Origin of the sequence: Eggerthella timonensis (assembly GCF_900184265.1) — a bacterium.
In the GTDB taxonomy this organism is placed as follows: domain Bacteria; phylum Actinomycetota; class Coriobacteriia; order Coriobacteriales; family Eggerthellaceae; genus Eggerthella; species Eggerthella timonensis.
Genome location: NZ_FXXA01000002.1, coordinates 2148208 through 2168856 on the forward strand (window position 1 = coordinate 2148208; position 20649 = coordinate 2168856).

The 20649-nt window shown below is 66.4% G+C and carries 21 protein-coding genes and 3 tRNA genes; 19 read left to right on the plus strand and 5 right to left on the minus strand.

What is annotated here, in order from left to right; translation table 11 throughout:
- Window positions 1–75: 75 nt before the first annotated feature.
- Both rpoD and rlmKL read left to right on the plus strand, forming a co-directional pair.
- On the plus strand, window positions 76–1308 hold the full coding sequence (gene rpoD / locus C1A15_RS08855) for an RNA polymerase sigma factor RpoD (RefSeq protein WP_101722226.1): 1233 nt from the start codon (window positions 76–78) through the stop codon (window positions 1306–1308).
- 171 nt (window positions 1309–1479) lie between these two features.
- Window positions 1480–3783, plus strand: coding sequence for a bifunctional 23S rRNA (guanine(2069)-N(7))-methyltransferase RlmK/23S rRNA (guanine(2445)-N(2))-methyltransferase RlmL (gene rlmKL / locus C1A15_RS08860; protein ID WP_101722227.1), 2304 nt, complete (start codon window positions 1480–1482; stop codon window positions 3781–3783).
- A 123-nt stretch (window positions 3784–3906) separates the two neighbouring features.
- Here rlmKL and C1A15_RS08865 read toward each other — a convergent pair whose 3' ends face one another.
- Window positions 3907–4608 carry a YczE/YyaS/YitT family protein gene (locus tag C1A15_RS08865; RefSeq protein ID WP_101722228.1) on the minus strand — a complete coding sequence of 234 codons (702 nt, stop codon included), beginning with the start codon at window positions 4606–4608 and terminating at the stop codon, window positions 3907–3909.
- Window positions 4609–4753: 145 nt separating this feature from the next.
- Between C1A15_RS08865 and C1A15_RS08870 the strand changes: the two genes are divergently transcribed.
- From C1A15_RS08870 to C1A15_RS08885, 4 genes are read left to right on the plus strand one after another with little or no spacing between them, the layout of a single operon-like run.
- Window positions 4754–5095: a PadR family transcriptional regulator gene (locus C1A15_RS08870; RefSeq protein ID WP_101722229.1), complete on the plus strand. Its 342-nt coding sequence runs from the start codon at window positions 4754–4756 to the stop codon at window positions 5093–5095.
- Window positions 5092–5751 (plus strand): DUF3887 domain-containing protein, encoded by a 660-nt coding sequence (locus C1A15_RS08875; RefSeq protein WP_101722230.1) that lies wholly within the window; start codon window positions 5092–5094, stop codon window positions 5749–5751. Before C1A15_RS08870 ends, C1A15_RS08875 begins: the two co-directional genes overlap by 4 nt.
- Window positions 5752–5758: 7 nt before the next feature.
- Complete coding sequence (locus tag C1A15_RS08880; RefSeq protein WP_101722231.1) at window positions 5759–6109, plus strand: translation initiation factor IF-2; 351 nt, start codon at window positions 5759–5761, stop codon at window positions 6107–6109.
- Window positions 6102–6575: a PH domain-containing protein gene (locus C1A15_RS08885; protein WP_101722232.1), complete on the plus strand. Its 474-nt coding sequence runs from the start codon at window positions 6102–6104 to the stop codon at window positions 6573–6575. Before C1A15_RS08880 ends, C1A15_RS08885 begins: the two co-directional genes overlap by 8 nt.
- Before the next feature lie 80 nt (window positions 6576–6655).
- Here C1A15_RS08885 and C1A15_RS08890 read toward each other — a convergent pair.
- Window positions 6656–6730: transfer RNA gene (locus C1A15_RS08890), tRNA-Val, on the minus strand.
- 160 nt (window positions 6731–6890) lie between these two features.
- On the opposite strand from C1A15_RS08890, the gene C1A15_RS08895 reads away from it, so the two are divergent.
- Window positions 6891–6965, plus strand: a tRNA-Ile gene (locus C1A15_RS08895).
- 54 nt (window positions 6966–7019) lie between these two features.
- Here C1A15_RS08895 and C1A15_RS08900 read toward each other — a convergent pair.
- On the minus strand, window positions 7020–7532 hold the full coding sequence (locus C1A15_RS08900) for a DUF6125 family protein (RefSeq protein WP_101722233.1): 513 nt from the start codon (window positions 7530–7532) through the stop codon (window positions 7020–7022).
- 181 nt (window positions 7533–7713) lie between these two features.
- Between C1A15_RS08900 and C1A15_RS08905 the strand changes: the two genes are divergently transcribed.
- From C1A15_RS08905 to C1A15_RS08920, 4 genes are all read left to right on the plus strand, one after another.
- Window positions 7714–9027, plus strand: coding sequence for an acetyl-CoA hydrolase/transferase family protein (locus tag C1A15_RS08905; RefSeq protein ID WP_101722234.1), 1314 nt, complete (start codon window positions 7714–7716; stop codon window positions 9025–9027).
- A gap of 72 nt (window positions 9028–9099) precedes the next feature.
- Window positions 9100–10146, plus strand: coding sequence for a tryptophan--tRNA ligase (gene trpS / locus C1A15_RS08910; RefSeq protein WP_101722235.1), 1047 nt, complete (start codon window positions 9100–9102; stop codon window positions 10144–10146).
- A 127-nt stretch (window positions 10147–10273) separates the two neighbouring features.
- Window positions 10274–10348 (plus strand) — tRNA-Asn (locus tag C1A15_RS08915).
- 219 nt (window positions 10349–10567) lie between these two features.
- Complete coding sequence (locus C1A15_RS08920; RefSeq protein WP_101722236.1) at window positions 10568–10771, plus strand: cold-shock protein; 204 nt, start codon at window positions 10568–10570, stop codon at window positions 10769–10771.
- A gap of 91 nt (window positions 10772–10862) precedes the next feature.
- Here C1A15_RS08920 and C1A15_RS08925 read toward each other — a convergent pair whose 3' ends face one another.
- Window positions 10863–11240, minus strand: coding sequence for a MerR family transcriptional regulator (locus tag C1A15_RS08925; RefSeq protein WP_101722237.1), 378 nt, complete (start codon window positions 11238–11240; stop codon window positions 10863–10865).
- A gap of 162 nt (window positions 11241–11402) precedes the next feature.
- Between C1A15_RS08925 and C1A15_RS08930 the strand changes: the two genes are divergently transcribed.
- From C1A15_RS08930 to serC, 4 genes are all read left to right on the plus strand, one after another.
- A complete protein-coding gene (locus tag C1A15_RS08930; RefSeq protein WP_101722238.1) occupies window positions 11403–11822 on the plus strand; it encodes a cupin domain-containing protein in 420 nt (139 codons plus the stop codon).
- Between the two features lie 198 nt (window positions 11823–12020).
- Window positions 12021–14090 carry an ABC-F family ATP-binding cassette domain-containing protein gene (locus tag C1A15_RS08935; RefSeq protein ID WP_101722239.1) on the plus strand — a complete coding sequence of 690 codons (2070 nt, stop codon included), beginning with the start codon at window positions 12021–12023 and terminating at the stop codon, window positions 14088–14090.
- Window positions 14087–14560 carry a tRNA (cytidine(34)-2'-O)-methyltransferase gene (locus C1A15_RS08940; RefSeq protein WP_342746817.1) on the plus strand — a complete coding sequence of 158 codons (474 nt, stop codon included), beginning with the start codon at window positions 14087–14089 and terminating at the stop codon, window positions 14558–14560. The genes C1A15_RS08935 and C1A15_RS08940 overlap by 4 nt, the downstream gene beginning before the upstream one ends.
- 212 nt (window positions 14561–14772) lie before the next feature.
- Complete coding sequence (gene serC, locus C1A15_RS08945; RefSeq protein ID WP_101722240.1) at window positions 14773–15852, plus strand: 3-phosphoserine/phosphohydroxythreonine transaminase; 1080 nt, start codon at window positions 14773–14775, stop codon at window positions 15850–15852.
- 299 nt (window positions 15853–16151) lie between these two features.
- On the opposite strand, the gene C1A15_RS08950 is transcribed toward serC, so the two are convergent.
- Entirely contained in the window at window positions 16152–16934 is a 783-nt protein-coding gene (locus C1A15_RS08950; RefSeq protein WP_101722241.1) for a glucose 1-dehydrogenase, read from the minus strand.
- 319 nt (window positions 16935–17253) lie between these two features.
- Here C1A15_RS08950 and C1A15_RS08955 point away from each other — a divergent pair, with 319 nt between their 5' ends.
- The 4 genes from C1A15_RS08955 to C1A15_RS08970 all read left to right on the plus strand — a co-directional run bounded on the left by C1A15_RS08955 (window position 17254) and on the right by C1A15_RS08970 (window position 20575).
- Window positions 17254–17931, plus strand: coding sequence for a site-2 protease family protein (locus C1A15_RS08955; RefSeq protein ID WP_101722242.1), 678 nt, complete (start codon window positions 17254–17256; stop codon window positions 17929–17931).
- A 12-nt stretch (window positions 17932–17943) separates the two neighbouring features.
- Window positions 17944–18735, plus strand: a complete 792-nt coding sequence (locus C1A15_RS08960) for a segregation and condensation protein A (protein ID WP_101722243.1) — start codon at window positions 17944–17946, stop codon at window positions 18733–18735.
- 4 nt (window positions 18736–18739) lie between these two features.
- Window positions 18740–19546, plus strand: coding sequence for an SMC-Scp complex subunit ScpB (gene scpB / locus C1A15_RS08965; RefSeq protein WP_101722244.1), 807 nt, complete (start codon window positions 18740–18742; stop codon window positions 19544–19546).
- Between the two features lie 210 nt (window positions 19547–19756).
- Window positions 19757–20575, plus strand: a complete 819-nt coding sequence (locus C1A15_RS08970; protein WP_101723751.1) for a pseudouridine synthase — start codon at window positions 19757–19759, stop codon at window positions 20573–20575.
- Window positions 20576–20649: the final 74 nt, after the last annotated feature.

Here is a 20649-nt window from a genome sequence, read left to right on the forward strand (position 1 = left end):
TTTGGCTGTATCTTTGCGCCTGGTGCGTATGTATACTCATGCCCTGCGCGCAGTCCTGTCGGAAAGGAAGATCACGTGGCCCAAGCCTCAAGTAAGCACATCGCTCAAGAGCAGAGCACCGCAGCGGTTGCCCCGATCGAAGCCGAAGACATCCTGGAGGAAGACGCCCTCGACGACGAGCCCGATGTGGTCGACGCCGGCGACGGGCTTGACGACGATAAGCTCGAAGGCGGCCTGTCCGAGGACAGCGACGACGAAGACCTGCTCGAAGGCATTCCCGAAGAGGAGCTCAAGGCGACGGTCGACGTTCAGCTGCCCAAAGTGGCCGGCAAGAGCAAGGTGCGCTCGGTGCGCAAGCGCAACGCCGACGCCAGCGTGACCATGCTGACGGGCGATCCCGTCCGCATGTACCTGAAGGAGATCGGCAAGGTCCCGCTGCTCACCGCGGCGGAGGAGATCGACCTCGCCATGAAGATCGAAGCCGGCGTGGCCGCCACGGAGGAGCTCGAGCGCGCGGAGGACGAGGGCATCGAGCTCGAGCGCCGCGAGAAGCGCCGCCTCGGCCGCATCGAGCAGGTGGGCATCGACGCCAAGCAGCAGCTCATCGAGGCGAACCTGCGACTCGTCGTGTCCATCGCCAAGCGTTACGTGGGCCGCGGCATGCTGTTCCTCGACCTCATCCAGGAGGGCAACCTCGGCCTCATCCGCGCGGTGGAGAAGTTCGACTACACGAAGGGCTTCAAGTTCTCGACGTACGCCACCTGGTGGATTCGCCAGGCCATCACGCGCGCCATCGCCGACCAGGCCCGCACCATCCGCATCCCCGTGCACATGGTGGAGACCATCAACAAGCTCGTGCGGATCCAGCGCCAGCTGCTCCAGGAGCTCGGCCGCGAGCCCAGCCCCGAGGAGATCGGCAAGGAGATGGGCCTGCCCGCCGAGCGCGTGCGCGAGATCCAGAAGATCTCGCAGGAGCCCGTGTCGCTCGAGACGCCCATCGGCGAGGAGGAGGACTCCCAGCTGGGCGACTTCATCGAGGACGACGCCGCCGTGGTGCCGCCCGACGCCGCCTCGTTCAGCATGTTGCAAGAGCAGCTGTCGAAAGTGCTCGACGGCCTGGCCGAGCGCGAGCGCAAGGTCATCAGCCTGCGCTTCGGCTTGGAGGACGGGCATCCGCGCACGCTCGAGGAGGTCGGGCGCGAGTTCGGCGTCACGCGCGAGAGAATCCGCCAGATCGAGAGCAAGACGCTGGCGAAGCTGCGCCACCCGTCCCGCTCCTCGAAGCTGAAGGACTACCTGGAAGATTAAGGTTCCGGCGGCCTGACGGCCGTCGGAACCAGCCGATGCTGCGAAGCCCCCTCGCACCGATCCTCGGCCCTTTTTCGCTTTCCCTCGCGTGCAGAAGCACGCTCGGCCGCGAAACGGGCCGATTATCGGCACGAGGGGGCTTCTCGCTGACTTTGATTGGACCTGTGCTGTATGGATACTGAGAACCTCGAGCTGTTCGCAAGCTGCCTCTCGGGCTTGGAAGCCCCGCTCGCCGACGAGCTGAAGCGCCTCGGAATCAAGCGCGTGCGCCCCCTCGGCGGGGGCGTCGCCTTTTTCTGCGACGTGCCCCATGCGTTGTCCGCGTGCCTGTGGTCGCGGCTGGCCTCGCGCATCCTCGTGGTGGTGGGGCGCGTGAACGCGGGCGACGCCAACCTTTTGTACGAGGGCGTGCGGCGTCTGCCGTGGGAGAACGTCCTTGTCGAGGGCGGCAGCATGGCCGTGCAGGCCCACGGCATGAACGAGGAGCTGCGCAACACGCGCTTCACGGCGCTCAAGGTGAAGGACGCGGTATGCGACCGCCTGCGCGAGGTGCGCGGCGAGCGTCCCGACGTGGACGCCGCCTGCGCCGACGCCATGGTGGACGTGCGCGTGCGCGAGGGGCGCGCCACCGTCTCGCTCGACCTGTCGGGGGAGTCGCTGTACCGCCGCTCCTATCTCACGCCCGACGACGGCGCCGACGCGCCGCTGTCGTGCGCGCTCGCGGCCGGACTCTTGGCCCTGTCCGGCTGGCGCGCCCGCGGCAGCCGGGGAGAGGCATGCGTGGACCCGGCGTGCGGAGACGGCTTCCTCGTGGTGGAGGCGGCGTCGATCGCGTGCGACCTGGCTCCCGGCCTGACGCGCGAGCGTTGGGGCTTCTTCGGCTGGAAGCAGTCTCGGCCCGAGCTGTGGAACGAGCTCATCGACGACGCCGACGAGCGCTTCGAGATCGGGCTCGCGTCGGCGACGGCCCCGGGCGCGCTCGACGGCCCCGCATCGACGCCGCCCGATCCGGCCTACGTGCGCTTCGCCGGCGCGTCCACGTCGTCGCCGGCCATCGCCCGGGCGCGCACCCACGCGAAGCGCGCGGGGCTGCGCCAGGCCGTCAGCATCGAGCCGGCCGACGCCCAGAACGTCGACGAGCTGGTGGGGCGCGTGTGCGCGGCTGCGGGCAAGGTGCGCGGCCTCGAGGAGATGACGTGCACGGTGGCCAGCGTGCTGCCGACGGGCGAGCGCTCTCAATCCGACGCGCGCGCCCAGGCCGAGGCGGCCGCGTTCGTGCGCGCCGCATCGGCGGCCCCGGCCGGATCGACGTTCGCGGTGGCCGGCGGCGAGGGCGTGGAGACGCGCTTCGGCAGCGCGCCGGTCGCCCATGCGACGCTCGGCCAGGATCGAGTGGCCACCGAGGCCTCCGTGTTCGACGAGCCGCCGGTCAAGGCGCACGAGGTGATCGTGCCCGACTCCGCCGGCGGCGCCGAGCACGTGGTGGAGGTGCTGGAGCCGTCGTCCGAGCAGTTCGCGGCGCGGTTGCGCAAGACGGCCAAGGAGCGCCGCAAGTGGGCGCGCCGCGAGGGCGTGTCGTGCTACCGCGTGTACGATGCCGACCTGCCCGACTACGCCGTGGCGATCGACGTGTACCCGGGAGCGGGCGACGCCGAGGGCAACCTGTACCTCCACATCGCCGAGTACGCCGCCCCCTCGACCATCGACCCGGGCAAGGCGCAACGCCGCTACGACGACGTGCTGGCGCTCGCGCCCGTGGTGATGGGCGTGCGTCCCGACCACGTGTTCTCGAAGGTGCGCCGCCGCGACAAGGGCGGCAGCCAGTACCGCGAGGCAGGACGGCGCTCGTACGTCACGCAGGTGAGCGAGGACGGCTACCTGCTCGAGGTGGACCTCGCCGGGTACCTCGACACGGGCCTGTTCCTCGACCATCGCCTGACGCGCGAGCTCGTGGGTTCGAAGGCGGAGGGGAAGCGCTTCCTCAACCTGTTCGCCTACACGGGAACGGCCAGCGTGCATGCGGCCGGCGGCGGCGCGAAGAGCACCGCGACGGTGGACCTGTCGCAGACCTACCTCGACTGGGCCGAGCGCAATATGGCGGCCAACGGGTTCGACGGCGACGAGCACACCTTCGAGCGCGGCGACGTGATGGCGTGGATCACCGAGGCGCGCCGCACGGGACGGCGCTTCGACCTCGTGTTCGTCGATCCGCCCACGTTCTCGAACTCGAAAGCCATGGGCAAGCGCACCTGGGACGTGCAGCGCGACCACGTGGAGCTGCTCATCGGCGTGTCGCGCCTGCTGTCCGAGGAGGGCGAGGCCGTGTTCTCGTGCAACCTGCGCTCGTTCAAGCCCGATGAGGAAGCGCTGGCGAAGTACGGCGTCACGCTCGAGGACATAACGGCGGCTACGATCCCCCACGACTTCGAGCGCAACCCCCGCATCCACAAATGCTACCTGGTGAAAAGGGGATAAGGGCCCCTGACTCGAAGGGAGGGCCTCCCTCCCTCTTGGCGCGGCATCGGCTTGCCGTCTGCGCTGCTCCCGCCGCGCCCAGTGCGCGCCGTGTCCTGGTTGCAAGGGCTCGGCGCGTCTTGTTCAGTCCGCGCGGTTGTACTCCGCGCCCTGGGGGAGGGGACGTTCCTCCTCGCGCTTTTTCGCTTCCCCCAGTGCCGGGCGCACCCCGCCCATCATCCTGATGAACGCGTTCACCAGAAAGCCCGTGGCCGCCGCGGCCACGACGGTGCCCTCGCGCACGCCGGCGAGGCCTCCCATGAGCGCGAACGACGCAGCTGCCGCGAGCGCTACGCAGCCGAGGTCGAAGCCCACCTTCGTGTGGCCGAAGTTCCACCCCGTGGAGCTCGTGACGGCGCATACGAACGCTTCGCCGCAGTTCATGACCACGTTCGCCACCACGGTGCACGCCACGCCGAACGCGAGCACCGCCACGCCCAGGGCCAGCACGGCCAACGACGCAGGGTAGTTGTCGGGCGCCACGAACCACAGCGCTTGGCTGAATCCGTCGATGCCGAGGCTGAACAGCACCGACAAGGGGATCTGCAGCAGCGCGAACGCCTTGAAGCGCCTCCGCAGGATGGCGATCTGGCCGACGAGGAGCGCCGAGTTCCATGCGAACATGAACGTGCCGTACGACACGTCGGGAAACGCCAGGCTCAGCACGTAGCCGAGCGAGGAGATGGGCGAGGTTCCCAAGTTGCTTTTGGTGACGAGGACGATGCCGGCCGTCATGACGATCACGCCGACGGCGAGCAGCCCGAAACGCAGTGCGGTAGATTTCATGTTCTCGATTGTATCGCTGGCCGCCGTTCGCGACAAGGGAACAACCGCGCCGAAGGGGGGAAGACCGCCCATCGGTTCAGTATTGCATAGTATCCGCAGATCAGATATATTTAGTATTGCTAAGTGCCTATGAGAGGGATACGTGATGCAGCTTCGGTTCGCACAGCAGATGAAGAAAGGCGCGCTCGACATGCTCGTCTTGAAGCTGCTGCAGCACGAGGAGAAGTACGGCTATCAGCTGATCAGCGAGCTGCGCGACCGTACCGAAGGGGCGTTGGCGCTCAAGGAGGGCACGCTGTACCCCATTCTCTACCGGCTGGAAGACGGCGGTCTCGTGGCGAGCCGCATGAGTGCGCACACCGCGAAGGAGCCCGCGCGCAAGTACTACGCGATCACCGACGAGGGGCGCGGCGCCCTGCGCGAGATGTACGAGCTCTGGAGCGAATTCGACGGATACGTGCGGTCGATCATGGAGGAGGAGCGATGAACCAAACATCCTATGTGAAGGCGGTTGCGAAGCGTCTGGCGTGCTCGAAGGCCCGGCAGGCCGAATTCGTGCGCGACCTCGAGTCCGACATCGCTGCGGCGCTGTCCGCGGGCGAGACTTGGGAGCAGGTGGAGGCTCGCATGGGCGACCCGCGCCAGGTGGCGCAGGAGTTCAACGAAGACCTCTCCGAAACCGAGCTCGCCGCCGGCAAGAAGCGCAAGCGCACCAAGGCGATCGTGATCGCGGCCGTCGTCGTGGTCGTCGTGGCGGCGATCATCGGCGGGGCAACCTGGTGGGCGTCTCCGAAAACCGCCCCCGCCGGGCAAAGCGTCGGAATGACCGAGCAAGAGGTGATCGCCTACGCCCAACAGGTTGCCGAAGTGATAGGGCAGGACGATTACGACAAGATGCGTCCGCTGATCGCCGACGCAGCCGTCGAAGGTTTGAACGAGCAGACCATGGCCGACGCGCATGCGCTTTTCGGTGACGATTGGGGCGCTTTCAAGTCGTTCGGAAACGCCTATGCAACCGAGATCAGCCAAATGGGAATAACCGGGAACGCGGTCACCCTCGTTGCGCTGTACGAGAATGCGACGATTACGTATACGTTTTCGTTCGACGAGGATATGAAGATCATCGGATTGAATATGAGGTAGGTGCACCATGGAAACGTTCGTTGCGCTGATCGTCGTCGGCATCTTCGTGTGCGTGTACGGCGGGTTCGTGTTCGCGGGCAACCAGCGGTGCTTCAACATCCTCGCTGGGGGGAGCGACTTTCTGGCGCTCAATCCGAGCGAGGCGCAGTTTCGCCGGGAGGCTCGGCGCTCAGGTGCGGCCATCTTCCTGCTCGCGATCGATTTTTGGTGCTTCGGGGCGTGGAACTACGCCCAACAGGACGACGCGGTGCGCACGGCGTGCCTGGTCATCGGCATCGCGGCGGCTTTGGGCATCGCCGTGCTCATCGCTCTTTCGCTGAAGACGCATGCCGACCTGTTGAAGGAGCATCATGGGTGAGTCGATGAGGTTCGCGGGGAAAGTGGACGGGTGGTACTACGCGTTGACGGTGGGCGTCAACGTCATGCTGGCGTGGCCTCTCGCGTCGTTTCTCGCCGATCCTTCGAAGGAAGGGGCGCTTGCGGGCGTCATCGTCGGCCTGCTGTGCCTCGTCCTCTGCGACCTCCTCATCATCCCCACGCTCCTTCGCAACTACGTCGAGTTCGACGGCGAGGGCAATCTCCTCGTCGTGTTCGGCTTCCAGAAAGCGGCGTATCCCGTCGCGAAGATCCGTCGCGCGCGCGAGACGCGAAACCCGCTGGCCTCCCTGGCGGCGTCCATCGATCGCATCGAGCTGCTCATCGGCTACGACGAATTCATGATAGCCGTCAGGGACAAGGATCGCTTCTACGCCGAGCTCGCCCGCCGCTGCCCCGAAGCGAAGCTCGAGCGCAGGGGGTGCGATCCTTCGATAAACCCCGCTTAGTAACGTGCTGGAGGCTTCGAGCCTTCCAGGCATAGGATCGCAACGAAAAAAGCCTTCCCGAAGGAAGGCTTTTGAATTCATGGTGGTCGCTACAGGATTTGAACCTGTGACCCCCGCCGTGTGAAGGCGATGCTCTCCCGCTGAGCCAAGCGACCGTTTCGGTTGCGGCGTTCGCAACGTTTGAGTATTTTACCGGTAGTTCCGGATGCGCGCAAGGCCTAATTTCCAATTTTCCCGAAATTGGTTTTCCGGCGGGTCTTCGTTACCCTCTTGGCATCGGCGCGCGTTTTGGGATAGAATAGCGAGACGCTTTACGGGCCTATAGCTCAATGGTGGAGCAGGGGACTCATAATCCCTTGGTTGCAGGTTCGAGCCCTGCTGGGCCCACCACGAAACCGCAAGCCGGCTGCGCGACGATCCTGCGCAGCCGGCTTTTTCGCGTCTTCACGCCTTTAGCGTGAACTTCCAGGCGCAGTTGCAGGTGGCGTCCACGATGTCGGGGTAGCAGCTGAGGCACTCGGTGTCGATGCGGTCGTCGATGGCGGACGCGAACGCGCCGTACTCCACCACGCCCACGCTCTTGCAGGGATGGAAGCCCATGCCCTTGCGTTCGCGCGCGTTCTGCACGCGGCAGTCCACGATGCGGTACACGAGCTCGTCGCCTTCCACGGCGATCTCGTCCACGTTCGCAGCCGACTGGCAGCGCAGGGCCAGCGCCCGCGCAAGCCCCTCGATGCCCGGACGTTCCCCAAGCCCCAAGAACTTCTTGATGCGCCGCGCCTCCGACGCGCTGAACCTCCGCCATGCTTCGATGTCGTGGTGCACGGCCGCGTCCATGCCGTCCTCGCGCTCGATGGACTGGAACCATGTGCCGTCGAGCGCGATGAGGTTCTTCGCGTAGATCTCCAGCAGCTCGACGAGCTCGTCTTTGGACAGGTTCTGCACGGCTTCGTTCATGGGGTTGCTCCTGCTTCTTCTCGCGGTGACCGTCTGCGCTTCGCATGCAAGCGATTATAGCGCGCTCAGCGGGGCCTTCCGCGCTTCCGGCGTTCCTCAAATCGGTCGATTTATGGGTTCATTCCTCGAAGCGCAGCGCCCAGAATGAAGGACGGATGCGGAAACGTCGAGGAGCGAGGCCATGGGCGAACCCTGGGAGCGGCAGTACGAGCGGAAGGTCATGAGCGCCGAGGACGCGGTGCGCGCCTTCGCGCCGAGCGGGTCGAAGGTGTTCGTCGGCGGCCTTGACGTGGCGCGCCATACCCTCGAAGCGCTGCTGCGGCGCGTGCTGGCTGGCGAGGTGGAGGGCATCGAGCTGCACGGCAACATGACGAACGGCGACCTGGGGCTCGATCGCCTCGCGGTGCCCGAGAGCCGTTTCCGCTACCGGTCGTTCTTCCACGGCGCGAACGAGCGTGCGGGCATGAGGGCCGGTTCGGCGACCTACGTGCCCCTGCATCTCAGCAACACCGAGCGCTACCTGGCCTTCGTGCGTCCCGACGTGGCCATCGTGCCGATGACGCCGCCCGACGAGCACGGCAGGTGCAACATCGGCCCCCTGGGCTTCACGCCGGCGGGTCTGCGCCATGCGCGCGCCATCGTCGCCCAGATCAACCCCTGCCTGCCGGCGGTGAACGGCACCGCCCACGACTACCACGTGTCCGAGTTGGCCGCCGTCGTCGAGCACGCCGAGCCGCTCGCGCCCATCGCGCCGGCAGCCCCCACGCCCGAGGAGCTGAAGATCGCCGAGCACGTCGTCGATCGCGTGCGGGACGGCGCATGCATCCAGCTGGGCATCGGCGGACTGGCGAACGCGGTGGGGCAGGGGCTGCGCTCGAAGAAGCACCTCGGCGTGCACAGCGAGATGTTCCCGGACGTGATGGCCGACCTGCAGCGCGAGGGCATCGTCGACAACAGCCGCAAGACGCACCTGCCCGGCGTGTCGGCGGCGGGCTTCGCCGTGGGCACGCCGCAGCTGCACGCGTTCATCGAGCGGAACCCCACGGTGCTCTTCGAGCCCTACGAGCGCGTGAACGACTTCGACGCGATCCGCGCGAACGACGACATGGTGTCGGTGAACTCGGCCATCGCGGTGGACCTCACGGGGCAGGTGTGCGCCGAAAGCTTCGGCAGCCGCCAGTACTCGGGCACGGGCGGGCAGGTGGACTACGTGCGCGGGGCGGCCGCGTCGAAGGGCGGCATGTCGTTCGTGGCGCTCGCCAGCAGGGCGCGCACGAGCGCGGGCCCCGTGTCGAAGATCGTTCCCGCGCTCGCGCCCGGCAGCGTCGTCACCACGTTGCGTGCCGACGTGCACCTCGTCTGCACGGAATACGGTTGCGTCGACCTGCGCTTCTGCGACGTCCCCACGCGCGCGAAGCGGCTCATCTCCATCGCGCACCCCGACGTCCGCGACGAGCTGTCGCACGAGGCCCGCGCGCTCGGGCTGCTGTACTGAGCGGCGAAAACCGCTATACTGGGTCGATGCAACCGCCATACGAGGAACCGAGATCAACGGAGAACCGATACCATGAGCATCGACAGTTTTGAAGCGAGCCGCAAGCGCTCCGACGAGATCCGCGCCGACCTTCCCGTCCATCCCGAGAAGTACACCATGCTCACCGGCGACCGCCCGACGGGCCGTCTGCACCTGGGCCACTACTTCGGCACCATCCGCGAGCGCGTCGCGCTGCAGGACCTGGGCATCTCCACGCGCATCATCATCGCCGACTACCAGGTGATCACCGACCGCGACACCACCGAGCACATCCAGGACAACGTCTACAACATGGTGGTGGACTACCTGGCCTGCGGCATCGACCCGGAAAAGACGATCATCTTCACGCACTCGGCGGTGCCGGCGCTCAACCAGCTCATGCTGCCGTTCTTGTCGCTGGTCACCGAATCCGAGCTGCTGCGCAACCCCACGGTGAAATCGGAGATGGACGCGTCGGGCCACGCGCTGACGGGCCTTCTGCTCACGTACCCCGTGCACCAAGCGTGCGACATCCTGTTCTGCAAGGGCAACATCGTGCCGGTGGGCAAGGACCAGCTGCCGCACATCGAGCAGACCCGTCAGGTGGCGCGTCGCTTCAACGAGCGCTACGGGCACGTGTTCCCCGAGCCCGAGGGCGTGCTGAACGACGCGGTGGAAATCCCCGGCCTCGACGGCCGCAAGATGTCCAAGAGCTACGGCAACGCCATCGGCCTGTCGCTCACCGCGGAGGAGACGGCCAAGCTCATCAAGAAGTCGAAGACCGACGCCGACCGCACGATCACCTACGACAAGGAGAACCGTCCCGGCGTGTCGGCGCTCCTCACCACGGCCGCGCTGTGCACGGGCCGCACCGAGGTGGAGATCGCCGAGGAGATCGGCGACGGCGGATCGGGCGCGCTCAAGAAGTACGTCACCGAAAGCGTGAACGGGTTCTTGGCGCCTATCCGCGAGCGTCGCGTCGAGCTCTCCGGCGACATGGACTACATCAAGGACGTGCTGCACGAGGGCAACCGCCGCGCGAACGAGATCGCGAACGCCACGCTCGACGAGGTCCGGGCGGCCATGAACATGGTGTACTAAGGCGGTTTATGCGCACGACCTGGCCGGATCGACGAAAATCGTGCAGGTGCCCGATTTTCCAAAATTCGGTATTGCGAAAAGATGAGGTTCCGGTATAATCTTCACTTGCGCAATCAAGGGCGCACATTCCTCGGTAGCTCAACGGCAGAGCATCCGGCTGTTAACCGGAGGGTTGTAGGTTCGAATCCTACCCGGGGAGCCATGAACTTGCAGGAGGCCAGACATCGTCTGGCCTCCTTTTTTCGTCGGAGGCCTGCGTGTGGATCGTGTGTGCACGCATCTATTACCCGCGCGCCCTCCGTATTCGCCGGGATAGCGCGTATAGTGAGCTGCGCGACAACACGTCGCCTGTCTACGGGAGCGTCGCGTATGGATGCGCGTTGCCGGTATGTGCCCTTCGGGGTGGAAAGCTAGGTTTGGTATGTCTCAAGGTACGGTTAAGTGGTTCAACGCTGACAAGGGCTACGGCTTCATCTCCCAGGAGAACGGCGAAGACCTGTTCGTCCATTTCAGCGAGATCCAGGGCGACGGCTACAAGAGCCTCGACGAAAACGCCAAGGTGGAGTTCGTGATCGCGTCCGGCTCCAACGGCAAGAGCCAGGCCACCCAGGTCTGCGTGCTCTAAGCGCTTTTTTGCACGAGCAAGCGAAGCGGCCCCGAGGGGCCGCTTTTTTATTGTCGCGGAACCCGCGCCCGCCTCATCCGCGGTGCTCTCGTCAGCCGCGCAGCTTCTTCTCGGCTTCGCGGATGGTCTGCTCGTAGTTGTCGATCTTGTAGTTCAGGCGGTCGAGCCCGGCCTGCATCTCGGCGATGCGCTGCTGCACGAGGTCGCGCTGCTCCTCGAGCAGCGCCTTGCGCGCTTCGAGCGTCGCGTCGCCCTCCTCGAACAGCGCCATGTACTCGATGAGGGCCTCGATGGACACGTTCGCGCCGCGCATGCACTTCACGAATTGCACGCGCGCGCAATCCTGCTCGCTGTAATCGCGGATGCCGCTCGCCGTGCGGGTGACGTTCGGCAGCAGGCCGATGCGCTCGTAGTAGCGCAGCGTGTCGGCGGAAAGCCCGTACTCTTTGCTCACTTCGGCAATCTTCATGGGATGCTCCTTACCTCGTACGTGCATTGAAGCACATGGAGCGCACTCCAAGTCAAGCGATCGGTTGAATCCGGACTCGGTTCATACAACCTCTTGACTTGGAGTGAACTCGAAGGAATAGGATGGAGCCCGTCAGACATCCAAGACGAGAGGACGAGGCATATGGACATGAACGAGAGCCTGGGCCCGGCGGCGGTGTTCCCGCTGGGGGAGCGCAACGACGCCTACGCGGCGTATTTCGCGGGGCAGAGCTACCTCGCGCCGCTCGCGGACGCGGATGCGGGCGTGGGCGTGAGCAACGTGACGTTCGAGCCGGGGTGCCGCAACAACTGGCACGTGCATCACGAGGGCGGCCAGATCCTGCTGGTCACCGGCGGGCGCGGCTACTATCAGGAATGGGGCGCGCCGGCGCGCGAGCTGAGGCCGGGAGATGCGGTGAGCATCCCTCCCGAGGTGAAGCACTGGCATGGCGCGGCGCCCGACAGCTGGTTCTCGCACGTGGCCATCGCGGTGCCGGCCGAGGGCGCGTCGAACGAGTGGCTCGAGCCCGTGTCGGACGAGGAGTACGCCGCGCTCGCGTAGGTCTACCGGGCGGGCGCGGCGAGGCGGGCGCGCCGCTCGGCAAGGCCGTGCCGGTTCCGTCGCCCGGCCTCCGATGTAGTTGCTTTCTGGGAACGGGGAAGCCGCTTCGCCACAAGCGGCTTCTTCCGGTATCATAGACAAGTTGCGCCTACGGGCGCGGCCATGCACCGAACCGCAAGCAGAAAGCACGCACGCATCATGATCATGCAGCTCGAACATATTTCGAAGTCGTTCGGAGGGCGCCAGCTCTTCCACGACGTGACGTTCCGCCTCGAGGAGTACGAGCGCCTCGCGCTCGTGGGCCCGAACGGCGCCGGCAAAACCACCATGCTCAACATCATCTCGGGGGCCGAGGACGCCGACGAGGGCCGCGTGCTGTTCGCGAAGGGCGCGCGCGTGGGCTACCTCGAGCAGGAGGCCATCGAGATGTGCGACCAGCCCATCTTCGAGGAGGTCATGTCATCGCAGGTGGAGGTGCTCGAGGCGGAGCGCCGCCTGCACAAGCTCGAGGCCGAGCTGGGCGAGAACCCCACGCCGCAGCAGCTGGCAGCTGCGGGCCGCGCCCGCGACGCCTACGAGGTGCTGGGCGGCTACACCATCGAGGCGAAGGTGAAGAGCGTCATGTTCGGCCTCGGCTTCAAAGAGGGCGACCTCGCGCGCTCCACCACCGAGTTCTCGGGCGGCTGGCAGATGCGCATAGCGTTGGCCAAGCTGCTCATCCGCAACCCCGAGGTGCTGCTGCTCGACGAGCCCACGAACCACCTCGACCTGGAGAGCGTGAAGTGGCTCGAGGGCTTTTTGCGCGGCTACGCCGGCACGGTCATCGTGGTCAGCCACGACCGCGCCTTCATGGACAACATGGTGGATCGCGTGGCAGAAGTGGACAACGGCCAGGTCAACCTCTACAAAGGCAACTATTCGGCCTACCTCAAGACGCGCGAGGAGCGCCTCGAGCGCCTGCGCGCCGAAGCCGCACGGCAGGCCGAGGAGATCGCCCATATGGAGGCCTTCATCGAGAAGTTCCGTTACAAGGCCACGAAGTCCAAGCAGGTGCAGGACCGCGTGAAGAAGCTCGAGAAGATCAAGCGCATCGAGCTTCCCGAGGAGAAGAAGACCGTCAAGTTCAACTTCAAGCAGCCGCCGCGCACGGGCGACGAGGTGGTGCGCGCCCGCGGCCTCGTGAAGCGCTACGGCGACAAGGCGGTGTACGACGGCTTCGACTTCACCATGTACCGCGGCGACAAGATCGCGCTCGTGGGCCCCAACGGCGCGGGCAAGTCGACGCTGCTCAAGATGATCGCCGGCGCCATCGAGCCCGACGCGGGCTCCATCGAGTACGGCGTGCACGTGTCGAAGACGTACTACGCGCAGCACCAGCTGGAAGAGCTGCATCCCGGCAACACCGTGTTCGAGGAGCTCGACCACGTGGCTCCGGGGTGGAGCATCTCGCAGGTGCGCACGCTCTTGGGCGCGTTTTTGTTCACGGGCGACGCGGTGGACAAGAAGGTCAGCGTGCTGTCGGGCGGCGAGAAGAGCCGTCTCGCGCTGGCGAAGATGCTCGTGGCGCCGCGCCCGCTGCTGTGCCTCGACGAGCCGACGAACCACCTCGACATAGCGAGCGCCGACATCCTCGAGCAGGCGCTCAAGGCGTTCGAGGGCACCATCCTGTTCATCACGCACGACCGGCATCTCATCCGCGGGGTGGCGAACCGCATCGTGGAGATCGAGCCCGGCAAAGCGACGAACTACGACGGCGACTACGACTACTACCTGTTCAAGAGCGGGCAGCTGGACGGCGACGGGCCGAGCGGGCCGTCGCTCGTCGACGAGATGCTCGACGAGGATCGGCAGGCGAAGGCGGCGGGGAAGGCCAAGGAGCCCAAAGGGTCGAAGGCGAAGCCTGCCGCCAGCGCGCCTGCGGCCGCTGCGCCCCAAACGGAGCTGACCGCCCCGCGCGCGAGCTCGCCCAAGACCAAGGAGCAGAAGCGCCGCGAAGCCGAGGCGCGCAACCGCGCCTACGCCGCGCTCAAGAACCACCGCAAGCGCATCGCCGAGCTCGACCGTCAGATGGAGCGCGACAACGCGCGCATGGAGGAGTTGCTCGCGCTCATGGCCGATCCGAACTTCTACGTGAACGAGGATGCCTCGTCCGACGCCATAGCCGAGCACGGGAAGCTCAAAGCCCGCCTGGCCGCCGCCGAGGAGGAGTGGTTTTTGCTCACCGAGGAGCTGGAAGAGGAGATGGCGAAGCAGGCTGAGGCGCTGTGATCTCCCGCCCGTTGAACATCGTGCTGGTGGAGCCGGAGATTCCGCAGAACACCGGCAACATCGCGCGCACGTGCGCCTGCACGGGCGCGCGGCTCCACCTCGTGGAGCCGATGGGGTTCCGGCTGAGCCAGAAGAACCTGGCGCGCGCGGGATGCGACTACTGGGACGAGGTGGACATCGTGCGCTGGCCGTGCGCCGCGGCGTTCTTCGAGGCGTGCGACGGCGAGGAGCTGCATCTGTTCACCGGCCATGCTTCCCGCTCGTTCGCCGATGCGGCCTACGGCGAGGGCTCCTACCTCGTGTTCGGTCGCGAGAGCCGCGGCCTCGACCGGGAGGTCATCGACGAGCGCGCCGAGCGCTGCGTGCGCATCCCCATGCGCGACGGCCTGCGCAGCCTCAACCTCGGCAACGCCGTGGCGGTGGCGACCTACGAAGCCCTCCGCCAGCAAGGCTGGCCGGGACTCGTGTAACGGCACCCGACCGCAGTGTCGGCCCAAACACGCGGTTTCGGGCGAAAAAGCGCGTGTTTGGGCCGACAGTTTGGCCGGCAAACGCCGACGCTGTTCGCTGACGACCGCCCGCGCGCGCTTTCTCCGCTTTAGCGGGATAAAGCGTGCAACGGGCTCGGCCGCGCGGTATACTTAAGCGCATTATCTGCGCACGTATCAAGGAGGTCGTTCCTATGGCTCGAGTGTACAACTTCTCCGCCGGTCCCGCGGTGCTGCCCGAGGAGGTGCTGCGCGAGGCTGCCGACGAGATGCTCGATTACCGGGGCTCGGGCATGTCGGTCATGGAGATGAGCCATCGCTCCAAGCCGTTCGCCGCCATCATGGAGGCCGCCGAGCAGGACATCCGCGACCTCATGGGCATCCCCGAGAACTACCATGTGCTGTTCTTGCAGGGCGGGGCGTCCACGCAGTTCGCGATGATCCCGATGAACCTCATGAAGAACAAGGTGGCCGACTACGTCGTCAGCGGCTCGTGGTCGAAGAAGGCGTTCAAAGAGGCGAAGATCTTCGGCGATGCGCGCTGCGTGGCCTCGTCCGAGGACGAGAACTTCAGCTACGTGCCCGACGTGCGCGCCCTCGAGCTGTCCGACGACGCCGACTACGTCTACATCTGCCAGAACGAGACCATCTACGGTACCGTGTACCACGAGCTGCCCGACACCCACGGCAAGCCGCTCGTGGCCGACGTGTCGTCGTGCTTCTTGTCCGAGCCCATGGACGTGGAGAAGTACGGCCTCATTTACGGCGGCGTGCAGAAGAACGTGGGCCCCGCCGGCGTGACCATCGTCATCATCCGCGACGACCTCGTGTCCGAGCCGCTTCCCGGCACGCCCACGATGCTGCGCTACGACACGCACGTCGACGCGAAGAGCCTGTACAACACGCCGCCCGCGTACGGCATCTACATGTGCGGCAAGGTGTTCCAGTGGCTCAAGGCCCAGGGCGGCCTCGAGGCCATGAAGCAGCGCAACGTGGAGAAGGCGCAGCTGCTGTACGATTTCCTCGATCAGAGCGCGCTGTTCAAGGGGACCGCGCGCAAAGAGGACCGCTCCATCATGAACGTGCCGTTCGTCACCGGAAGCGACGAGCTGGACGCGAAGTTCGTCGCCGAGGCGAAAAAGGTCGGCATCGAGAGCATCAAGGGCCATCGCAGCGTCGGCGGCATGCGCGCCAGCATCTACAACGCCATGCCCCGCGAAGGCGTCGAGGCCCTCGTGAAGTTCATGGAGGAGTTCGAGCGCGAGAACGCATAGGGCGGATCTCCGGAAGCGACCTGTGCGAAGGGCCCGCTATTCGTAGCGGGCCCTTCTGCGTCTGCGTGGCGTTCGTGGCAGGTTCGGCGAGAAATTCGTCGGTTTTCGCTGTCGAAGGCGGGCTTGCATCCGGCCTCGCCCTCGCTTGATCTCGTTTTCGCAGGTGGGCGCCTCGCGTGTGGTAGGGGAGCGGTCGCGTTGCGGTGCAACGCGACGAATTTCTCCGACTTTCTGCCACGAACAGCGCGTCTGGCCGCGCGCCCGGCGGAGGAGGGCCGAACGCGCGGCGCGGCGGCTTCCTAGTACGCGCTCCAGCCGCCGTCGATGGTGAGCGTCTCGCCGTTGATGAACCCGGCCTGGTCGGAGGCCAGGAACAAGGCGGCGGCGGATATCTCCTCGGGAGTGCCGGAGCGGGTGGCGCCGGCGTAGCCCGTCGTGGCCTTCGCCATGCCGCGCTCGCTGGGCTGGCGCATGCCCACGCCGATGTTCGTCTGCGTGTTGCCGGGGCAGATGGCGTTGCAGCGGATGCCGGTGTCGGCGTACATGAACGCGACGTTCTTCGTCAGGCCCACGACGGCGAACTTCGAGGCCGTGTAGGCGCAGCCGCCGCGCCCGGCGCACAGGCCCGACAGCGATGCGGTGTTGATGATGACGCCGCCCTGGCCGCGGTCGAGGAAGTAGCGCACGGCCTTGCGGGTGCCGTACATGACGCTGTTGAGGTTCACCCTCATCAGGCGCTCCCACACGTCGTCGTCCATCTCGGCGATGGGCAGCAGGTTGTCCATGATGCCGGCGTTGTTCACGATGACGTCCATCTGGCCGAACGTCTGCACGGCGCGGTCGACCATGCCCTCAACGGCGTCGCGGTCCGACACGTCGACCTTGACGACGTCCAGCTTGTCGCCGTACGCGGCGAACTCCTGCTTGAGCGCGGCGAGGGCCTCCTCGTTGAGGTCGGCGGCCAGGCAGTTCGCGCCCGCCTCCAGGAAACGCTGGACGATGCTCTTGCCGATGCCGGATGCGCCTCCGGTGATGACGGCGGTCTGGCCTGCGAGAACGGGGTTGTGGCATGTCTCGGACATGGCGGCGGCTCCTTCGTGTGATCGGGAAATCGTGCATGAAGCGTATCATGCACGCCCCGGTGCGTTGAACCGCCCCGACGGCGAAAGGCCCCTCCGGCACCGAGCGCGGAAACCGTGCGACACGAGCGGCGGGAAAACGTTCTTCAGCGGCGACGTCCGCCGAGCATCTTCGCTCCGAAAACACGCCACAGCGCCTGTAGCGTGTTTTCGGAGCGAAGATGCTCGGCGGACCGTAGGGCCTCGGGCGGCGTTCGCTCCTTGTGAAGTTTCCCTCCCTGCGCACGGCGTCCCGTGCGGTTGCGGTAAACTGGTCGGCACTATGATTTCGATACCCTACCTTATATGCTCCATCCTAAGCTTCGTCCCCGCCATCGTGTGCCACGAGGCCTGCCACGGCTTCGCCGCCTACAAGCTGGGCGATCCCACGGCCAAGCGCGCGGGGCGGCTGTCGTTCAACCCGCTCAAGCACATCGACCCCTTCGGCACGGTGATCATGCCGCTTCTGCTCATGGCGATGAACATGCCCGTGTTCGGTTACGCGAAGCCCGTGCCGTACAACCCCGCCTATTTTAAGGACCCGCGCAAGGGCGACCTCATCGTGGGGCTGGCGGGCCCGGCGGCCAACCTCGTGCTGGCCGTCCTGGGAGCGGCGGTGTACACGGTCATCATGCTCGTGCTGCCCGTGAACCAGCTCGCGCAGAACGAGATCTTCTACTACTTCCTCACCTTGTTCCTGCCCATGTTCTCGCTCATCAACCTGTACCTCATGTTCTTCAACCTGCTGCCCATCCCGCCGCTCGACGGCTCGTCCATCTTCGCCTTCTTCCTGCCGGCGAAGTACCTGCCGCAGTACTACAAGGTGCAGCGCTACGCGATGCCGGTGTTCCTCATCGTGGTGCTGCTCGTGCCGTACGTGCTGCATTTCAACCCCATTGGCATCTACCTCGACGCGACGGCCGGCAACGTGTTCGACCTGCTGTTCTCCTTCAGCGGGTAGCGGGGCCGAGGCGTGTCGTACAAGGTTCGCATAGACAGCTTCGAGGGGCCGTTCGATCTGCTGCTGTACCTGGTCAGCCGTCAGAAGGTGGACATCGGGGCCATCTCCATCACGCAGATCGCCGACCAGTACCTCGCCGAGGTGTCGCGCATGGACAACCTCGACCTCGATGTGGCGAGCGATTTTCTGCTGGTGGCGTCCACGCTGCTCGAGATCAAGGCCGAGAGCCTGCTGCCGCGCGAGCGCGACGCGGTTGAGGACGAGTTCGACGAGCTCGCGCCGAGCGAGGCGCGCGACATCCTCGTGGAGCGCCTGCTGGCGTACAAGCAGTACAAGAACGCCGCCAGCGCGCTGCACATGCGCTTCGTGTCGGAGGGCCGCATGCATCCGCGCCCGTTCGGGCCCGACGCGTGCTTCCTCAACCTCATGCCCGACTACCTCAAGGACGTCACGCTCGACGGCTTGGCGCTGCTGGCCGCGCGCGCCTTCGCGCGGCGCGACGTGTTCCTGCTGGAGTCGGAGCACATCGCCGCGAAGCCCATCCCCGTGGAAGTGCACGTGCGCGCCATCCATCAGCGCATCCAGAACAAGAAGACGCTGCGCTTCAGCGAGCTCGTGGACGAGCGCACACCCGTGCCGGTGGTGGTGGTGACGTTCCTCGCCGTGCTCGAGCTGTACAAGCGCGCCATGGTGAAGATCGAGCAGGACGAGCTGTTCGGCGACATCGACATACGCTACATCGAAGGGTCGGGCGAGCTCGTGCTCACGGGCGACGACGCGCTCACCTCGGTAGGGGAGGATTAGGCCCATGTTCCAAGGCTTGCAGGAAAACCAGCTCAAAGGGGCTATCGAGGCCATGCTGTTCGTCACGGACGAACCGGTGGGCACCATCGCGCTGGCCGATATGCTGGAGGTGGAGCCGGCCGAGGCGGAGCGCGCGCTCGTGGAGCTGCGCGACCAGCTGGAAGGCGAGAACCGCGGGATCCAGCTGCGCGAGGTGGCCGGCGGCTGGCGGCTGTACACGCATCCTGCCTACCACGAGCTCATCGAGCGCTACGTGCTGTCGTGGGACACGCGCAAGCTGTCGCAGGCGGCCATGGAGACGCTCGCCATCGTGGCGTACCTGCAGCCGGTGACGCGCTCGGGCGTGGCGTCGGTGCGCGGCGTGAACTCGGACAGCTCCATCAACTCGCTCGTGGAGAAGGGCCTCGTGCGCGAGGCGGGCGTGGCCGACGCGCCCGGCAACCCCACGCTCTACGCCACCACGCGCGCGTTCCTCGAGAAGTTCGGCCTGCGCTCGACTGCCGACCTGCCCGACCTCGATCAGTTCGCGCCCGACGACGACACGCGCGCGTTCATCCGCGAGCGCCTGAGCGCCACACGCGACGAGGTGTTCGTCGCCGAGGACGCTCGGCTCGACGCCGAGCCGGCCGACGTGCTCGACGGCGTGCAATTCGAGCTGGACGACGAGGCGGTGGTCGTTGCGGACAGCCCGCGCGAGGAAGCCGCTTCCGATGCGGCCCAGCAGATGCTCGCCGAGGCCATGGCCAGCGGCTTCGGCCTCGTGGAGAAGATCGACTTCGACAAGCTGACCTTCGAGACGGACGATGAGTAGGCTTTCCGCGCTCGACGCGGGCATTGGCGGTGCCCAGTCGCTCAAACAGTCCTCGCTTCGCTGCGGAACTCGCTTGGTGGGCGCCGCCAATGCCCGCGTCGAGCGTTGCGTTTTTTTCGCCGTCGTCTCGAACGACGGGGTTCCGAAGATCGAAGGTGCGCTGTGAGCGACCTGCGAGGACAATCCGATTCTGAGAACCGTATCGTGCCCATGCGGCTGCAGAAGTTCCTCGCGCGGGCGGGGGCTGCCAGCCGGCGGGGTTCGGAGAACCTCATGACGGCGGGGCGCGTGACGGTGAACGGCGAGGTGGTCACCGAGCTGGGGAGCAAGGTGGATCCGCTCGTCGACGAGGTGGCTGTGGACGGCGCGGTCGTGCGCCTGGCGGACGGCCCCGTCACCATCGTGCTGCACAAGCCGGCCGGCTTCGTCACCACCATGTCCGACCCGCAGGGGCGGCCCACGGTGGCCGAGCTCGTGCCCACCGAGCGCTACCCGGGGCTGTTCCCCATCGGGAGGCTCGATTTCGACACCACCGGCCTGTTGTTGTTCTCCTCCGACGGCGAGCTGGGCAACGGCCTGCTCCATCCCAAGCACCACGTGACGAAGCGCTACCTGGCCTGCGTCGAGGGCGTGCCGACCGAGCGCGAGCTGGCGCGGCTGCGCCGCGGCATCGAGCTGGACGACGGCCCGGCCCAGCCCGCCGACGTGCGGCTGGTGGCGGGAGGCGCCGCGCGCGCAGCGGAGCGTCTGCTGGAGATCCCCGCCGCCGTGCCGCCGCGCTCGTCGAGGCAGTACGCCGCCGTGTGCGAGGGGCGCGCGTCGCAGCGCTCCATCGTGCGCGTGGGCATCCGCGAGGGCCGCAAGCGCCAGGTGAAACGCATGCTGGCCGCCATCGGCCACCCGGTCCTGGCCCTGCATCGCGACTCCTTCGGCCCGCTCGAGCTGGGAGGCCTGCCGCGCGGCGCGTGGCGCGCCCTCGACGCCGACGAGGTCGCAGCGCTCCATACCGCTATCGGACGCACCGAATAATGCTAGAATGAACGTCGCAGGGGCCCGCGCGGCGGGCGTCTGCCGACGATGGAATGAACCCCTCGCAAGAAAGG

Bases quoted from the DNA above. Each gene is read 5' to 3' on its own strand.
- rlmKL (WP_101722227.1), top strand. From the start codon at position 1,480: ATGGATACTGAGAACCTCGAGCTGTTCGCAAGCTGCCTCTCGGGCTTG.
- C1A15_RS08865 (WP_101722228.1), bottom strand. From the start codon at position 4,608: ATGAAATCTACCGCACTGCGTTTCGGGCTGCTCGCCGTCGGCGTGATC.
- C1A15_RS08870 (WP_101722229.1), top strand. From the start codon at position 4,754: ATGCAGCTTCGGTTCGCACAGCAGATGAAGAAAGGCGCGCTCGACATG.
- C1A15_RS08875 (WP_101722230.1), top strand. From the start codon at position 5,092: ATGAACCAAACATCCTATGTGAAGGCGGTTGCGAAGCGTCTGGCGTGC.
- C1A15_RS08880 (WP_101722231.1), top strand. From the start codon at position 5,759: ATGGAAACGTTCGTTGCGCTGATCGTCGTCGGCATCTTCGTGTGCGTG.
- C1A15_RS08885 (WP_101722232.1), top strand. From the start codon at position 6,102: ATGGGTGAGTCGATGAGGTTCGCGGGGAAAGTGGACGGGTGGTACTAC.
- C1A15_RS08900 (WP_101722233.1), bottom strand. From the start codon at position 7,532: ATGAACGAAGCCGTGCAGAACCTGTCCAAAGACGAGCTCGTCGAGCTG.
- C1A15_RS08905 (WP_101722234.1), top strand. From the start codon at position 7,714: ATGGGCGAACCCTGGGAGCGGCAGTACGAGCGGAAGGTCATGAGCGCC.
- trpS (WP_101722235.1), top strand. From the start codon at position 9,100: ATGAGCATCGACAGTTTTGAAGCGAGCCGCAAGCGCTCCGACGAGATC.
- C1A15_RS08920 (WP_101722236.1), top strand. From the start codon at position 10,568: ATGTCTCAAGGTACGGTTAAGTGGTTCAACGCTGACAAGGGCTACGGC.
- C1A15_RS08925 (WP_101722237.1), bottom strand. From the start codon at position 11,240: ATGAAGATTGCCGAAGTGAGCAAAGAGTACGGGCTTTCCGCCGACACG.
- C1A15_RS08930 (WP_101722238.1), top strand. From the start codon at position 11,403: ATGGACATGAACGAGAGCCTGGGCCCGGCGGCGGTGTTCCCGCTGGGG.
- C1A15_RS08935 (WP_101722239.1), top strand. From the start codon at position 12,021: ATGATCATGCAGCTCGAACATATTTCGAAGTCGTTCGGAGGGCGCCAG.
- serC (WP_101722240.1), top strand. From the start codon at position 14,773: ATGGCTCGAGTGTACAACTTCTCCGCCGGTCCCGCGGTGCTGCCCGAG.
- C1A15_RS08950 (WP_101722241.1), bottom strand. From the start codon at position 16,934: ATGTCCGAGACATGCCACAACCCCGTTCTCGCAGGCCAGACCGCCGTC.
- C1A15_RS08955 (WP_101722242.1), top strand. From the start codon at position 17,254: ATGATTTCGATACCCTACCTTATATGCTCCATCCTAAGCTTCGTCCCC.
- scpB (WP_101722244.1), top strand. From the start codon at position 18,740: ATGTTCCAAGGCTTGCAGGAAAACCAGCTCAAAGGGGCTATCGAGGCC.
- C1A15_RS08970 (WP_101723751.1), top strand. From the start codon at position 19,757: ATGCGGCTGCAGAAGTTCCTCGCGCGGGCGGGGGCTGCCAGCCGGCGG.